This is a genomic window from Streptomyces dioscori (genome assembly GCF_003024195.1).
Taxonomy (GTDB): Bacteria; Actinomycetota; Actinomycetes; order Streptomycetales; family Streptomycetaceae; genus Streptomyces; species Streptomyces dioscori.
On record NZ_KZ679040.1, the window covers coordinates 477,904 to 492,554 of the forward strand.

Below are 14,651 nucleotides of genomic sequence, written 5' to 3' on the forward strand. Positions count from 1 at the left end.
TGCCCGCGCTGGTCGGTCCTGTACCGCTCGTCCCGCGCCGCTCGTCTCGTCGTCCCGGTGCGCAGTCATCCGCGTCCTCCGCGGAACTACGGGAGTGTCATGGTCATTTGTACTGGACCGGGGGCGGCCCGGACGACTCACCGAGGCTCTCGGCGAGCCACTTGTCGTACGACGTCCGCCAGCCGTCCTTGCGGTAGTCCACCAGGATCTGGTTGACCCGGCGCACCAGGTCGTCGGCGCCCTTCTTCATCGCCACGCCGTAGAACTCGTCGGTGAACGGCTCGCCCTTGAGCCCGACCGTCGGGTCCTGTGCGGCCTGGCTCGCGGCGAGCGCCCCGTCGGTCACCACGGCGTCCGCCTCGCCGAGCTGCAGCCGTACCAGGCAGTCGAGTTGGTTCGGCACGGTGCGGTCCCTGAAGTCGGCGGACGCCGGGAGGGCGCCGTCCTTCTCGGCCGCGTCCAGCGAGTCCCAGGCGGTCGAGCCCTTCGCCGTGCAGATCCGCTTCTTCGCCAGGGACTTGTCGAGCCCGGTGATGCCCGACTTCTTCGGGGCAAGCACCTGCTGGCCGGTCTCGAAGTACGGCGACGAGAAGGCGACCTGCTTCAGCCGGTCGCAGTTGATCGTCATGGTGCGCACCACCATGTCGACCTTCTCGTCCTGGATCGCCGGGATGCGCTGATCGGTGGGGATGGCCCGGAAGCGGACGTTGTTCGGCTTCGCTCCGACGATCTTGTCCGCGATCTCGTGCGCCAGGTCGATGTCGAAGCCCTCCAGCTCGGCGTCGTCCGACTCGCTGTTCGGGTCGCGGTAGCCGAATCGGTAGCTGTTCTGGTCGACCCCGATGATCAGGTAGCCGCGTTTCTTGATCTTCTGGACCGTCTTGCCGTCCTGGTCGCCCGAGGACGGCGACAGGCTCTGCTTCTCGGGGTCCGTGCACTTCGGAGCCCTGATCTGGTCGCCCGTGGCCGTGCCCTGCCCGGCGAGGTCCTCGGCGTCGTTCCCACGTGACTGGGTCACCGGCAGGAGCAGTGCGAAGACCGCCGCCAGGGCACAGACGACCGCCATGGCCCCCACTCCGCCCCAGCCCCTCAGGCTGGCTCGCAGACGTCGCGCGTTCATCGTCATGCCCCCTCTCACCGGTACTCCGACAGCCTGCGCCCGATGCCCAGCACCGCGCCGGCCGCGGCCAGCACGGCGAGCACCGCGGCGCCCACCACGAGGCCGTTCATCGCGCCCCGGCCGTCTCCGGCCGCCTGCTCGAACTCGGCGCGCTCGTGCGTGAGCGCGGCCTTCAGGTTCGTCTCCACGTTGTCGAAGCACTCGCCCGTCGGTTTGTCGGCCTTCGAGCCGATGACCCGGGCCAGCGCGCCCTGGTAGTTGCCCAGCTGGTCCTGCTCGCGGGCTTCCGCGTGCCGCTGCTTCCAGACCTTCATGTTGCCCGTCGCGGCCTCGACGGGTTTCACGCCCGTGCTGTCGTCGGCGAGGTCCGCGGCGGCGGCCAGCTTCTTGGTGAGGTCCTTCATCTGCACTTCGAAGTCGTAGTCGAACGTGTCGACGGTCTGCTTCCCGGCTTCCGTGACCACGTCCTTGGTCTCCGCGCCGCGGGAGACCAGCGTCAGGTTCTCGTTGCTGCGGGCCTTGAGCGAGGCGAGCCGGGCGTCGTTCAGCGTGTTCATCGAGCGCACACCGTGGTCGTACGAGTCGTTCAGCCCGGCGCGGGCGACGGTGTGGCCGACGACCAGCCAGAGCAGGACGACCGTGGTGGCGGCGGTGGCGGCGACCATGCCGTGGTTCAGTACACGGTTGGTCCGGCGGTAGTTGCGCCGCTGGGCCCACACGAGGCCGCCGATGGCCACGGCACCGGCGCCGATGGCGATCCACGGATAGGGCGTCGCGTCGTCGTAGTCGGAGCGCAGCCGCTGGTTCTCCACCGTGTAGAGCCGCTCGGCGTCTTCGAGCATGATCTGCATCTTCGCGTTCGCGTACCGCAGGTAGGCGCCGCCCAGGGGGTAGCCCTGCCGGTTGTTGGCGCGGGCCCGCTCGACCAGGCCCTTGTACTCGGGAAGCATCTTGTTGAGGTCGGTGATGGTCTTCGCCGAGGTGGACCCCGGTTCGGAGTTGGCCGCCGCGGTCACCAGTTTGTCCGCGGCCAGACTGATGTCGTCCTCGTACCGCTGGCGGGTCTTGGCCGGTTCCTGGCCGCCCGCGAGGAAGCCGCTGGACGCCGCCGTGTTGGCGTCGGCGAGGGATCGGTAGATGTCGGCCGCGTCGGCGCTCAGCGGCTGGCTGCTGTGCAGCACGTCGTCCGCGGCGGCCGAACGTTCCGTCATCTCCCAGGCGGTGACCGCGCCGAACGCGACCACCAGGACGGCGAGGACCGCGCCGATGATGCGCAGCCGTCCGGGCTCGGTGGTCGCCCCGGCCCGCAGCCGGTCGACGCCCTCCGCCCACGCCGTGCGCCGCGGGGGTCCGCCGTCGGGCCCGCCCGCGCGGCCCTGCGGCCCCGGTGGCGGTGCCTGCGGCGGGATCGCAGGCGACGCGCCCGCCTGCCCCTGCGGTGGCGCCGCGGTGCTCTGCTGCTGGTATGTCACCTGACCTCCCCCATGGTCGTCGCCGGTCATCTCCGCCCGGCGCCGAGGCACACGGGAAGAGACGCTCGGCCGCAAGTATCGCCGCCGGGACCGACATCCGAACAGGCCTTGACGCGATCTTGGTCGGATTGCGGCCCGGCGAAGATCCCGCACCCCCCTGCCCATGAATACGCCAACCCGAACAGTTCGGTTCCCGGCGTGCTCAGACCCTCTCGTAAAACTCCCGTACGCGGGCGTGCGCCCGAGCCGGGGCGCCCTGGTGGTCGAGGCCGAGGAGCGCGGCCCCGAGGACCGGGCGGGCGGTGACTACCCGGGGTACGGCCTTGGGGGCGCGCTCGGCCAGCAGCTCCCGTACGCGGTCGTCGAGTTGGGGGTGGCGGGCGGCCAGCACACCGCCGCCGAGCAGCACCGGCACCTCCTCGCCCAGCAGGTCGAGGCGGGTCAGGGCGACGACCGCCATGGCCACCACCTCGTCCGCCAGCCGGTCGACGAGCGCGCGGGCCACCGGGTCGCCGTCCGCGGCCGTGGCGAACAGGACCGGCGTCAGCTCATGGCGCCGCACGTCCTCGACGCGGCCCAGGTGCAGGGCCTCGATCAGCTCGTACATCGTGCTCAGGCCGAAGTGCGCGGGCACGGTGCGGGCCAGTTCGGTCGGGGCGCCCCGGCCGTCCTCGGCGCGCGCCGCGTGCCACAGCGCCTCCTCGGAGAGGCCCCAGCCGCCGCCCCAGTCGCCGGAGATCCGGCCGAGGGCGGGGAAGCGGGCGACCCGGCCGTCGGGCCGCATGCCCACGCAGTTGATGCCCGCGCCGCACACCACGGCGACGCCCCGCGGCTCCTCGACACCGGCGCGCAGTATCGCGAAGGTGTCGTTGCGGACGTCCACGGTCGTCCCCCACGCGCGCGCGTGCAGCGCGGCGGCCAGCCGCTCCTCCTCCACGGGCAGATCGGCGTTGGCGAGACACGCGGAGACATGGCCGACGGCGGTGACGCCCGCCGCGGCGAAGGCCCGGCCGACGGCGTCGGCGAGCGTGTCCACCGCCTGCCGGACACCGACGACGGGGGGCCGGAATCCGCCGCCGCGCGCCGTGCCGAGCACGCTTCCGTCGCCCGCCACCACCGCGACGTCGGTCTTGCTGTTCCCCGCGTCCACGGCGAGGACGGTGTGTTCGGCCCCCATGTGGGCGGCCGGGTGGGTGTATTCGGCCTCCATGTGGGCTGCGGGGCGCGTGTGTTCGGCCTCCGTGCGGGCGGCGGGATCGGTGTGTTCGGGACCCGTGTGGGACGCGCTCATGCCCACGCGAGGTGCTCCCGGTTGTGCGCGATCAGCCGGTCGGTGAGGCCGTCGGCGAGGGCGTACTGGCCGACCAGGGGATGCGCGAGCAGTGCCCGGAACACCCGCTCGCGGCCCCCGCGCAGGGCGGCCTCCAGGGCCAGGTCCTCGTACGCGGTGACGTTCGCCATCAGCCCGGCGAACAACGGGTCCACCGGTGCCACGGGCAGCGGGGCGGCCCCCGAGTGCCCGACCGCCGCCTGCACCTCGATCACGGCGTCGTCGGGCAGGAACGGCAGTGTGCCCCGGTTGTAGGTGTTCACCACCTGGTACGGGCTGCCGCCCCCGCCCAGCAGGGACGCGGCGAGGTCGACGGCCGCCTCCGAGTAGTAGGCCCCGCCCCGCTTGCCCAGCAGCGCCGGCTTCTCGTCGAGCGCCGGGTCGCCGTACATCGTCAGCAACTCACGTTCCATCTCGGCCACTTCCGCGGCCCGTGACGGCTTCGTGCCCAGCTCCCGTACGACCTCGTCGTGCGCGTAGAAGTAGCGCAGGTAGTAGGACGGGACGACTCCCAGGCGGTCGAGGACGCCGCTCGGCAGCCGCAGGTCCCCGGCGATGGCCTCACCGTGCTCGGCGAGCAGCTTCGGCAGGACGTTCTCGCCCTCGGGACCGCCGAGGCGCACATGGGTTTCCCAGGTGAGGTGGTTGAGGCCCACATGGTCCAAATGCACATCGGTGGGGGAGACCCCCAGCATGCCGGCGAACTTCCGCTGGAATCCGATCGCCACATTGCACAGTCCGACCGCTTTGTGACCGGCCTGGAGGAGAGCGCGGGTCACGATGCCGACCGGGTTCGTGAAGTCGATGATCCAGGCGTCCGGGTTGGCGCGCCGGACGCGCTCGGCGATGTCGAGGACCACCGGGACCGTACGCAGCGCCTTGGCGAGGCCGCCCGCGCCGGTGGTCTCCTGGCCGACGCAGCCGCACTCCAGCGGCCAGGTCTCGTCCTCGTTGCGGGCGGCCTGGCCGCCCACGCGGAGCTGGAGCAGCACGGCGTCGGCGCCCTCGACGCCCGCGTCGAGATCGTCGGTCGTGGTGATCCGCCCGGGGTGCCCCTGCTTGGCGAAGATGCGCCGGGCCAGCCCGCCGACCAGTTCGAGCCGGTCGAGCGCCGGGTCGACGAGGACCAGCTCCTCGACGGGCAGGGTGTCGCGCAACCGCGCGAAGCCGTCGATGAGTTCGGGGGTGTAGGTGGACCCCCCGCCCACTACTGCGAGTTTCATTCTCAGCCCTTCACTCCGGTGAGCGTGACGCCTTCGACGAACGCCTTCTGTGCGAAGAAGAACACAACGATCACGGGTGCCATGACCAGGACGGTCGCGGCCATCGTCAGATTCCAGTCGGTGTGGTGCGCGCCCTTGAAGGACTCCAGGCCGTAGCTCAGGGTCCAGGCGCCGGGGTTCTCGGACGCGTAGATCTGCGGCCCGAAGTAGTCGTTCCAGGCGTAGAAGAACTGGAAGAGCGCGACGGCCGCGATACCCGGCTTCGCCATCGGCAGCACCACCTTCAGCAGGGTCCTCAGGTCCCCGCACCCGTCGACCTTCGCCGCGTCGATGTACTCGTTCGGGATCGTCATCAGGAACTGCCGCAGCAGGAAGATGGAGAACGCGTCGCCGAACGCCATCGGGATGATCAGCGGCCACAGCGTGCCCGACAGGTCCAGCTGCTTCGCCCAGAACAGATACATCGGGATGATGATGACCTGCGGCGGCAGCATCATCATCGAGATGACCAGCATCAGCGACAGGTTCCGGCCACGGAAGCGGAACTTGGCGAGCGCGTACGCCACCGGGATCGAGGACGCGACCGTCAGCGCGGTGCCGGCGCCCGCGTACAGGAGGGTGTTCTTCCACCAGGTGAGGAAGCCGGGGGTGTCGAAGACCTTCGTGTAGTTGCCCCACTCCCAGGTGTCCGGGACCAGGTCCCTGGTGAGCGTCTGGTCGTCGCTCATCAGCGAGGTCAGGACGACGAACACGAAGGGCAGCACGAAGAACAGCGCGGCGGCGACCCCGAGCGCGTGCACGGCGATCCACTCCAGGAGCGCCTTGCGCCGGGCGGTGCGCTCGGCGGCCGAGACGGGCGGCTTCGGGGACTCGGGCCCCGACTCCGCCTTCGTGAGCGGTACTTGGGCTTCAGTCGTCTGGGTCATGGTCAGTCACCTGCCTGGATGAGACCGCCGCGGCGCCGCATCAGGAACGCGGTGAACGCCATGGACAGCGCGAACAGCACCAGCGCGACCACGCACGCGGAGCCGTAGTCGAACCGCTGGAAGCCGAGGTTGTAGACGAGCTGGGGCAGGGTGAGCGTCGACTTGTCGGGGTACCCCGGTTCGAACTGCTGGCCCGAGCCGCCGATGATCCCGGAGGCGACCTTCCCGGCGACCAGCGGCTGCGTGTAGTACTGCATCGTCTGGATGACCCCGGTGACCACGGCGAACATCACGATCGGCGAGATGTTCGGCAGCGTCACGAACCGGAACCGCTGCCAGGCCGACGCCCCGTCCAGCTCGGCGGCCTCGTACTGCTCCTTCGGTACGTCGAGCAGCGCGGCCATGAAGATGACCATCAGGTCGCCGACGCCCCACAGGGCCAGCATGGTCAGTGCGGGCTTGGACCAGGTGGCGTCCGTGAACCAGCCGGGCGTCGGCAGACCGAGGTCGCCGAGCACCGAGTTGACCGGCCCCGTACCCGGGTTGAGCAGGAACACGAAGGCCAGCGTGGCGGCGACCGGCGGCGCGAGGTAGGGCAGGTAGAACAGCGTGCGGAAGACACCCGTACCGGTCTTGATCTTCGTGATCAGCAGGCCGATCCCCAGGCCGAAGACGACCCGGAAGGTGACCATGACGAGCACCAGCCACAGGGTGTTGCGCAGCGCCGGCCAGAACATGGGGTAGTCGTTGAAGACGTAACTCCAGTTCTCCAGCCCCCGGAACTCCGGGACGCCGAAGCCGTCGTACCTCATGAAGGAGAAGTACACGGTCGAGATCAGCGGGTACGCGAAGAAGACGCTGAAGCCGATCAGCCACGGCGACATGAAGGCGGCCGTGCGCAGGGCCTGTTTCCTGCGTTTCGTCCGCAGGGTGTTCGTGCGCAGGGTGGGTGAGGTCGCGGAGGCGGGGAGCGTGGACATCGGGCGCTACTTCGCCTGCTCGATGTCACGGTCGATCTGGTCGGCGGTCTTCTTCAGACCGGCCTTCAGATCCTTCACCTTGCCGGACTCGTACTGGTAGCCGAAGTCCTGGAGGGTCGTCTGGTACGTGGAGCCGTTGACGGAGGCCGGCGGGGTGTTCGACTGCGGGTGCTGGGCGATGTCCACGAAGGTCTTGAAGCCGTCCTCGACCTTCAGGTCCGGCGACTTGAGCGCGTCGAACGTGGACGGCACGTTGTGGATGGCGTTGGCGAACGACACGACGGCCTCGGTATCGGTCGTCATGTACTTCATCAGTTCCCAGGCCGCGTTCTGCTTCTTGCTCTGCGGCGCGATGCCCATGATCGTGCCGGAGAGGAACCCCTTGCCGTACTCGTCCACCTCGTCGTCGGCCACGGGCATCGGAGCGGTCCCGATCTCGAACTTCACCCCCGCGTCCTGCGCCATCCCCAGCCGCCACTCGCCGTCGAGCTGCATCGCCACCTGGCCGGTCTGGAAGGGGTGCTTGGCGCCCCACTCGTCACCGAACGTGTTGCGGTACCTCTCCAGCTTCTGGAACCCGCCGAGATCGTCCACGAGCTTCTTCTGGTAGGTGAACATCTCCGCGAAGGCCGGGTCGTCGGCGATGTTCGACTTGGCGCTGTCGTCGAAGTAGGAGTGGTCCCACTGCGACATGTAGTGGTCCACCACGGTCTCGTAGCCGTGGAAGTTCGGCATGAAGCCGAGCTGCTCGTACGAGTCGCCCTTCGCCTTTGTGAGCTTCTTCGCGTCCTTCGCGAACTCGGTCCAGGTCTTCGGGGGTGTCTTGATGCCGGCCGCCGCGAAGGCGTCCTTGTTGTAGTAGAGGCCGTACGCGTCGCCGAGCAACGGGAGTGCACACCGGGTGCCCTCGAACTGGGTGTACTCCAGCATCGGCTTCGGGATGATCGCGTCGAGATCGAGCTTCGACTTCTCGATGAACGGCTTGAGGTCGGCGAAGGCGCCGGACGAGCAGAACTTGCCGACGTTGGACGTGGTGAACGAGGAGACGACGTCGGGCCCGTTCGAACCGCCCGCGCGCAGCGCCTGGTTGAGCTTGTCGTCGTTGATGTTGCCGACGACCTTCACCTTGATGTTGGGGTGCGCCTTCTCGAAGCGGGCGATGTTCTCCTGGATCGCCTTCACCTCGGCGGGCGCGCTCCACCCGTGCCAGAAGGTGATGGTGGTCTTCGCGTTCGGGTCGTCCGTGGCACCGGAGCCGGACGAGCCGGTACAGCCGGTACCGCCGGTGACGAGAAGGGCTATCGACGCGGCGGCGAGCACCGCTTTACGGGGCATTCCGGGCATGACGGGGTCTCCCTATGAGCAGGGCGGGCTGGACGGGGAAGGGAAGCGGAAGAAGAGGTGCGGGGCTGGTCAGTGCGCCGAGGTGTCGAAGACCTCGTCGCGGGTGGCGGCGAGCGCGCTCTCCAGCGCGCCGCGCAGCACGGGCTGTTCATGGACGTCGCCGACGACGAGGCGCGGCCGGGACGCGGCCAGCTCCTCCAGCTCGGCCTGCACCAGCGCGCGCAGGGGTTCGCCGCCCCTGCTGAGCGAGGCGCCGCTGAGGACGACGAGTTCGGGGTCGAGGACGGACACGAGCGAGGCGAGACCGGTGGCGAGACCGGTCGCGTACGTCTTCAGCAGCTCCCGGTGCGGGCCCGCGTCGATGTCCGCGGCCTGCTCGACGAGAGCGGCGGCGACCTCGGTGTACGGGCCCGAGGGGATGGGCTTGATGCCCAGTTCGCGGGCGAGTTTCGGGATGGCCTGGGAACCGGCCAGCTCCTGATAACCACCGCTGTTGGCCTTGGTGACGTGCCGGACGAGGGGCGCGCCGGGGACGGGCAGGAAGCCGACCTCGCCCGCGCCGCCGGTCCAGCCGCGGTGCAGCCGTCCGCCGAGCACGAGGGCGGCGCCCAGGCCGCCCTCGTTCCACAGCAGGACGAAGTCCTCGTGACCCCGGGCCGCCCCGAGCCGCTGTTCGGCGACGGCGGCGAGGTTGACGTCGTTCTCGTACTCGACGGGCATCGGCAGCGCCGCCGCGAGCTCGTCGAGCAGGGCGGGGGAGTGCCAGCCGGGCAGATGGGAGGCGTAGCGCAGCCGGCCCGTGTTCGGGTCGAAGGCGCCGGGGGTGCCGATGACGAGCCGCTGGACGTCGGCCCGCGCCAGCCCTGCCGCCTTCACCGCGCCGTCGAGGGCGTCGGTGACCTGCCGTACGACGGTGTGGCCGGCGCGTCGGCCGGGGGTGGGCAGTTCGAACTCGCCCACCGTCCGCCCGGTCACATCGGCGACGGCGGCGAGGATCCGCTCGGGCGTCACGTCGAGTCCCGCGGCGTAGGCGGCGGCCGGATTGACCGCGTACAGCTGTGCGTTGGGTCCGGGCCGTCCCTCGCTGGTCCCGGTGACGACGACGAGTCCTGCCGCCTCCAGCCGGGCGAGCAGCTGGGAGGCGGTCGGCTTCGAGAGCCCGGTCAGCTTGCCGATCCGGGTCCGGGAGAGCGGGCCGTGCTCCAGCAGGAGGTCGAGCGCGGCGCGGTCGTTCATGGCGCGCAGCACGCGCGGGGTGCCCGGGGTACCGGATGTTCCTGCCATGACTGTCGACACCTGCCTCTCGGCTGCCCAGCTTCCCAGTGTGATTACCGGAAAGTCCACCGAGCGATCACCGTTGCGATCACTGTTAGGAAACTTTCCTATCGGTGGGAGGAAGGTAGGCCGGGGGCGGGGGAGGCGTCAACAGGTTGCCCCCGCGGCAACAGAGTTGTTACCTGCGGGGGCGGGGTGGTGCGAGGGCGTCCGTGGAGGCTCACTCGAAGAACTTGAGGCTGAACCCGGTGTTGGTGGGGGAGCCGGGGACGTTGGCACGGCTATACGTGGTGTTGCCCCACCAGACGGCCGTGCCGGTGTACCAGTAGCGGTTGGACCACGAGTACGGCGTGCCCTTCGCGACCGCGTGGAACATGGTCGGGAAGCGATTGCCGGAGGGCGGCCCCGCGGTGGCGTCGCCGCGCGGCAGGACGAACGTGTGGTGGCCGGGGCCGTCGACGTTCAGCGTCGGGTCCCAGCCGGACATCATGGTCGCGCGGTGGGACCCGAACAGGCAGCCGTTGGACTTGTACCAGTCCCACACGTACGTCGGATCGCCGCCGGACCGCAGCCGCAGGTCGGCGATGCAGTACTGGTCGCTCCAGCTGCCGTTCGCGGAGTACGCGATGTGCAGCTGCCCGTTGGGGTCGACGATCGGCTGGGGCGCCTCGTTGATGTACGGGTTGCCGACGACCCGCTCCCACGACTCGCGGGGCTGCGAGATGACGTACCGGTCGCCGGTGGACGCGGTGGGGCTGCCCATCCGGGCGACGTACAGGTTCTGCTCGACGTTGGTGTCACCGGCCCAGCCGGACCAGACGAACCAGCGCTGGCCGTTGAAGGTGAACGGCGACCCGTCGATGGCCCACTTGTCGCCGGGCAGGGCGACCTTGGTGGCGGCGGAGTAGCCGGTGGCCGGGCTGGCCGAGCTGATGTGGTACATCCGGTGAGCGGCGCCGGTGCCGGCGGCGAAGTAGATGCGGTAGGCGCCGTCGTGGTGGACGATCTCGGGCGCCCAGACCTCACCGAGCCCGCCGGTGTCCCGCCACACCTGCTGCTTGGGCGCGGCGGCGATGCCCTCCAGGGTGGCCGCGGTCCGCACGGCGATCCCGCCGTCCACGGACTTGGCGGCGACGTAGAGGTCGCCGACCTTGATGACACTGGGGTCGGCGCCACCGAGGGTGGTACGGCCGAGGGCGCCCGCGGTGACGGCCTCGGCGGGCGCGGCGGTGGTGGCGGTCTGCCCGAGGGCGAGGAGGAGGGTGGCGGCGAGCCCGAACGGAATCAGGCGGGCGAGCCGGCTGCGGGTGGGAGACATCCGGTGGGACCTCCTGATCGTGTCCACGTCAGAGAGCGCTCTCGGATCATCGCCGGGCGGGGGGTGGGCGTCAATATGGCGAACGGGGCCACGTGCTGCGTCGCGCGGGCGGTAGGTTGCCCGCCATGACCGAACCCGTGTCCGCCGCCTGGCCATCCGCCCCGGTCAAGACCGAGCGGCTGGTGCTCCGCGGGTCCGAGGCCCGGGACCGTGCGGCGTTCGTCGAACTGCTCGCCTCACCGGAGGCGCACAGCTACCTTGTTCGACGGTGTCCGTCCCGGCGAGCCGGTGGTGCTCGCCACCCAGACCGCCAACGCCGGCTCGATGCGCCTCGCGGCGAAGCTGGGATTCACCGAGGTGGAGCGGTTCCATGCCTAAGGCGCCGAGCAGTGGCTCGGCCGGCGCCGGTGAACCCCGTAAGTCGCGGGTGGCTGACTGGCAGTGGGAACTGTTCCAGGACGACCTGCTGGACGGTTGCCGACGACGGCATCACCGATGTGCGGGGCTCGCGGATCGTGCTGGTGCAGGTGAACTGGTTCGGCTGAAAGCCTGCCTGAGCGTGACGGGCGGCACTTCGTGCACTGCGTGGAGTTGCGCGTCGGGCGCCGCCTTCGCCGACCGGCTCCACTACTCCGTCGGCTCCAGGAAAGGGGCCGTCTCCAGCGTCGGGTACGGGGCCGGAAGCGGGAGTGCGCGGCCCAGTTCGACCTTCACCTCGGTGGCGTAGTACGCCTCTGTGGGGTCGTCGCCGGGGGTGATCGGGTCGGAGTGGCAGTGGGCCGTCTTCCGGTGACGATTGATCAGGATGTACAAGGGGACGTCGGCGGCGGCGTAGGTGCGCAGTTTGGGGCCGGTGTCCGTCTCGTGGTTCGTGGAGGTCACCTCGCCGACCAGGGCGATCATGTCGATCGGGTACCAGCCCTTGTGGGCCCTGCGATACGACTCGTCCAGTTCCGTCGCCTTGCGGCGGCGTACATAGAAGTCGGGGATGAGCAGGGCCATGGTGCGGCCGTCCTTGTGGGCTGCCCGGTAGCCGTTGCCCATGCCCACCAGGCGTAGTCCGGCGGCGCGGAACTGGAAGGACAGCTCGAAAGCGCCGTCATTGTGGTTGTCGTTCGGTGCCGGCGGCACGATGACCGTCCCTTCGACGTACTCGGGTCGGATCGGCGTCTCGGACGCTTCCTCGAACGCGATCAGCAGATCGATGGGGTCCTGCTGCGTCATGACCGGCTCCATGCTGAGTTCGGCACTCATTGATGCTTCTCCTCGCCACGCTGTTGCCAGGCTACGCCCGTTCCGGGTGCCCCGGGCAGAACCATGAGGCATCCGCACCCCCTATGACCTGCGGATGCTGTGGACGTTCACTCGAACGAGCGTGCCGAACCGTTACGGCGGTCGCGCCGGGCCGCAGACGTGTGCGGGGCGGCTCCGGAGTGCTCCCGGAACCGCCCCGCGCGCGCATCAGCCCGTATGAGAAACCTCTCGCCCCTACTTCGCCCCACTCGACGGAACGACCGCCGGAGGGGCCAGGGGGGACGCCGCCTGTGACTGGGCCGAGCCCGTGTTGGAGTAGGCCGACGGGGCCGCCATGCCCGCCGTCGGGTCCGCGGGGGCTTCCTCCGTCGGGGCGGGGAGGCCGCCGACGATGCGGATGTCCGCGCGGTCGAAGGCCTGCTTGATGCGCCAGCGCAGTTCGCGTTCGACGGAGAGGGCCTTGCCCGGCATGGTCTTCGCGCTGACGCGTACGACCATCGAGTCCAGGATGACGCTGTCGAGGCCCAGGACCTCTATCGGGCCCCACAGGCGCTCGTTCCACGGCTCGTCCTTGCTCATCGCCTCGCCGACCTCCGCGAGGACCGAGCGGACGCGGTCGAGGTCCTCGTCCGAGCGGACCGTGACGTCGACGCCGGCCGTGGCCCAGCCCTGGGAGAGGTTGCCGATGCGCTTGACCTCGCCGTTGCGGACGTACCAGATCTCGCCGTTGTCGCCGCGCAGCTTGGTGACCCGCAGGCCCACCTCGATGACCTCGCCGGACGCCACCCCCGCGTCGACCGTGTCCCCTACGCCGTACTGATCCTCAAGGATCATGAAAACGCCGGAGAGGAAATCCGTCACGAGGTTGCGGGCGCCGAAACCGATCGCCACGCCCGCCACACCGGCGGAGGCCAGCAGCGGTGCCAGGTTGATCTGGAACGTGCCCAGGATCATCAGCGCCGCCGTGCCCACTATCAGGAAGGACGCGACCGAACGGAGGACGGAACCGATCGCCTGGGAGCGCTGGCGGCGGCGTTCGACGTTGACCAGGAGGCCGCCGAGCGCCGTGCCGTCGACCGCCTGGGCCGTTCGGTTCATCCGGTCGATGAACTTCGTGATGGTCCGCCGTACGGCCACTCTCAGCACCACCGCGATGATCACGATGAGCAGGACGCGCAGTCCGATGCTGAGCCAGGTGGACCAGTTCTGCTCCACCCAGCTGGCGGCGTTGGTGGCGCTTTCCTGGGCGTCCTCAAGCGTCGGTGACGTCGGTTCCTCGGTGGGATCGGCGGCCGACAGGACGGACAAGAACACGGCAGGCACCTCCAGGCGTAGCGGCCCGCCCGTGGCAGGGGACAAGGGGACATTTGGTGGAATGCCTACGGGCGGAAACACCACACTAACGGGGCACCGTGTGCGGATCGTTGCAATGTTCGAGGGAGAGACTGTGCTCACGTGGGGATGAAGGACATGTGGTCGAAAACACTCCCAGCCCGTTACCGGGACATGGTGGCGCTTCCACCAGGCATGAGGGGAGACTGACTGCAGATCGTCCCGGCGCGAGCCACGCGCCGCCGGCGTACAAGGAGGCCGTCCGTGCCGCATGTCCTGGTCCTCAACGCGTCGTACGAGCCCCTCGGCGTCGTACCGCTCCGCCGCGCGCTCGTCCTGGTCCTTGAGAACAAGGCTGTCTCTCTTGAGGAATCCGGCGCCTTCATGCACAGCGCCACCGTCACCGTCCCCGCGCCCAGCGTGGTCCGGCTGAAAAGGTTCGTGCGGGTCCCTTACCGGGGGCCCGTTCCGCTGACCCGCCGGGCGCTGTTCGCCCGGGACGGCGGCCGGTGCATGTACTGCGGTGGCGTCGCAACCAGCGTCGACCACGTCATCCCGCGCAGCCGCGGGGGTCAGCACGTCTGGGACAACGTGGTGGCGTCCTGCCGCCGCTGCAACCACACCAAGGCCGACCGCCACCTGGTCGAGATCGGCTGGCGCCTGCGCCACAAACCGGCCCCGCCGTCGGGGCTCGCGTGGCGCATCATCGGCACCGGGCACCGGGATCCGCGCTGGCTGCCCTACCTGCAGCCGTACGGCGCGGAGGACGCGATGGCCCGGATCGACGGCATCTCCGCCTGACGATCCGGGCCTTTGGTTTGCCCCGGGGGCCGGGTCCCTGGCCCCGGAACCGCGGCCGGCCCCGGGTATGCCTGGCCCCGAGCCCGGCAAGCCCCTGGGTCGGCAGGACCCTGGCCGCGTGCTGCCCGCAGGGCCGGGCCGCCCGAGGGCACCCCCGATGGATGGCGTACGGAGTCAGCTCGGGGATCAGCCGCGAGCGCATGGTCCTTGCCGGGCTTCCCGGGGGTAGCGCAGTGTGTTCGCCCAGAGGCTCTTGGTGATCGCGGTGATCCGGGA

General features: G+C 69.9%; 12 protein-coding genes and 1 pseudogene. 2 read left to right on the top strand and 11 right to left on the bottom strand.

The window, feature by feature from the left end:
- Positions 1-103: 103 nt before the first annotated feature.
- From C6Y14_RS10030 to C6Y14_RS10070, 9 genes are all read right to left on the bottom strand, one after another.
- Positions 104-1,120: a glutamate ABC transporter substrate-binding protein gene (locus C6Y14_RS10030; protein ID WP_107016446.1), complete on the bottom strand. Its 1,017-nt coding sequence runs from the start codon at positions 1,118-1,120 to the stop codon at positions 104-106.
- 14 nt (positions 1,121-1,134) lie between these two features.
- Complete coding sequence (locus C6Y14_RS10035) at positions 1,135-2,622, bottom strand: hypothetical protein (RefSeq protein ID WP_404828748.1); 1,488 nt, start codon at positions 2,620-2,622, stop codon at positions 1,135-1,137.
- A 172-nt stretch (positions 2,623-2,794) separates the two neighbouring features.
- Positions 2,795-3,769 carry an N-acetylglucosamine kinase gene (locus tag C6Y14_RS10040; protein ID WP_107016447.1) on the bottom strand — a complete coding sequence of 325 codons (975 nt, stop codon included), beginning with the start codon at positions 3,767-3,769 and terminating at the stop codon, positions 2,795-2,797.
- Positions 3,770-3,879: 110 nt separating this feature from the next.
- The gene (locus C6Y14_RS10045) at positions 3,880-5,145 is read right to left on the bottom strand and encodes a 6-phospho-beta-glucosidase (RefSeq protein ID WP_107016186.1); all 1,266 of its coding nucleotides are present in this window, start codon (positions 5,143-5,145) and stop codon (positions 3,880-3,882) included.
- Positions 5,146-5,147: 2 nt separating this feature from the next.
- Positions 5,148-6,071, bottom strand: a complete 924-nt coding sequence (locus tag C6Y14_RS10050; RefSeq protein WP_107016187.1) for a carbohydrate ABC transporter permease — start codon at positions 6,069-6,071, stop codon at positions 5,148-5,150.
- 2 nt (positions 6,072-6,073) lie between these two features.
- On the bottom strand, positions 6,074-7,015 hold the full coding sequence (locus C6Y14_RS10055; RefSeq protein ID WP_107016448.1) for a carbohydrate ABC transporter permease: 942 nt from the start codon (positions 7,013-7,015) through the stop codon (positions 6,074-6,076).
- A 42-nt stretch (positions 7,016-7,057) separates the two neighbouring features.
- Positions 7,058-8,395 (bottom strand): ABC transporter substrate-binding protein, encoded by a 1,338-nt coding sequence (locus tag C6Y14_RS10060; protein WP_107016188.1) that lies wholly within the window; start codon positions 8,393-8,395, stop codon positions 7,058-7,060.
- Positions 8,396-8,464: 69 nt separating this feature from the next.
- Positions 8,465-9,679 (bottom strand): ROK family transcriptional regulator, encoded by a 1,215-nt coding sequence (locus tag C6Y14_RS10065; RefSeq protein WP_107016189.1) that lies wholly within the window; start codon positions 9,677-9,679, stop codon positions 8,465-8,467.
- A gap of 211 nt (positions 9,680-9,890) precedes the next feature.
- A complete protein-coding gene (locus tag C6Y14_RS10070; RefSeq protein WP_107016190.1) occupies positions 9,891-10,988 on the bottom strand; it encodes a glycoside hydrolase family 43 protein in 1,098 nt (365 codons plus the stop codon).
- Between the two features lie 125 nt (positions 10,989-11,113).
- Here C6Y14_RS10070 and C6Y14_RS10075 point away from each other — a divergent pair.
- Positions 11,114-11,366 (top strand): annotated as a pseudogene (locus C6Y14_RS10075) (hypothetical protein).
- A gap of 249 nt (positions 11,367-11,615) precedes the next feature.
- On the opposite strand, the gene C6Y14_RS10080 reads toward C6Y14_RS10075, so the two are convergent.
- Positions 11,616-12,242 carry a Uma2 family endonuclease gene (locus C6Y14_RS10080; protein ID WP_107016191.1) on the bottom strand — a complete coding sequence of 209 codons (627 nt, stop codon included), beginning with the start codon at positions 12,240-12,242 and terminating at the stop codon, positions 11,616-11,618.
- A 234-nt stretch (positions 12,243-12,476) separates the two neighbouring features.
- On the bottom strand, positions 12,477-13,571 hold the full coding sequence (locus C6Y14_RS10085) for a mechanosensitive ion channel family protein (RefSeq protein ID WP_404828763.1): 1,095 nt from the start codon (positions 13,569-13,571) through the stop codon (positions 12,477-12,479).
- Between the two features lie 267 nt (positions 13,572-13,838).
- On the opposite strand from C6Y14_RS10085, the gene C6Y14_RS10090 reads away from it, so the two are divergent.
- A complete protein-coding gene (locus C6Y14_RS10090; protein ID WP_107016193.1) occupies positions 13,839-14,375 on the top strand; it encodes an HNH endonuclease in 537 nt (178 codons plus the stop codon).
- The last annotated feature ends 276 nt before the right edge of the window (positions 14,376-14,651 follow it).

What these genes read in the sequence shown, in the direction of transcription:
- C6Y14_RS10030 (WP_107016446.1), bottom strand. Translation starts at nt 1,120, where the DNA reads ATGAACGCGCGACGTCTGCGAGCCAGCCTGAGGGGCTGGGGCGGAGTG.
- C6Y14_RS10035 (WP_404828748.1), bottom strand. Translation starts at nt 2,622, where the DNA reads ATGACCGGCGACGACCATGGGGGAGGTCAGGTGACATACCAGCAGCAG.
- C6Y14_RS10040 (WP_107016447.1), bottom strand. Translation starts at nt 3,769, where the DNA reads ATGGGGGCCGAACACACCGTCCTCGCCGTGGACGCGGGGAACAGCAAG.
- C6Y14_RS10045 (WP_107016186.1), bottom strand. Translation starts at nt 5,145, where the DNA reads ATGAAACTCGCAGTAGTGGGCGGGGGGTCCACCTACACCCCCGAACTC.
- C6Y14_RS10050 (WP_107016187.1), bottom strand. Translation starts at nt 6,071, where the DNA reads ATGACCCAGACGACTGAAGCCCAAGTACCGCTCACGAAGGCGGAGTCG.
- C6Y14_RS10060 (WP_107016188.1), bottom strand. Translation starts at nt 8,395, where the DNA reads ATGCCCGGAATGCCCCGTAAAGCGGTGCTCGCCGCCGCGTCGATAGCC.
- C6Y14_RS10065 (WP_107016189.1), bottom strand. Translation starts at nt 9,679, where the DNA reads ATGGCAGGAACATCCGGTACCCCGGGCACCCCGCGCGTGCTGCGCGCC.
- C6Y14_RS10070 (WP_107016190.1), bottom strand. Translation starts at nt 10,988, where the DNA reads ATGTCTCCCACCCGCAGCCGGCTCGCCCGCCTGATTCCGTTCGGGCTC.
- C6Y14_RS10080 (WP_107016191.1), bottom strand. Translation starts at nt 12,242, where the DNA reads ATGAGTGCCGAACTCAGCATGGAGCCGGTCATGACGCAGCAGGACCCC.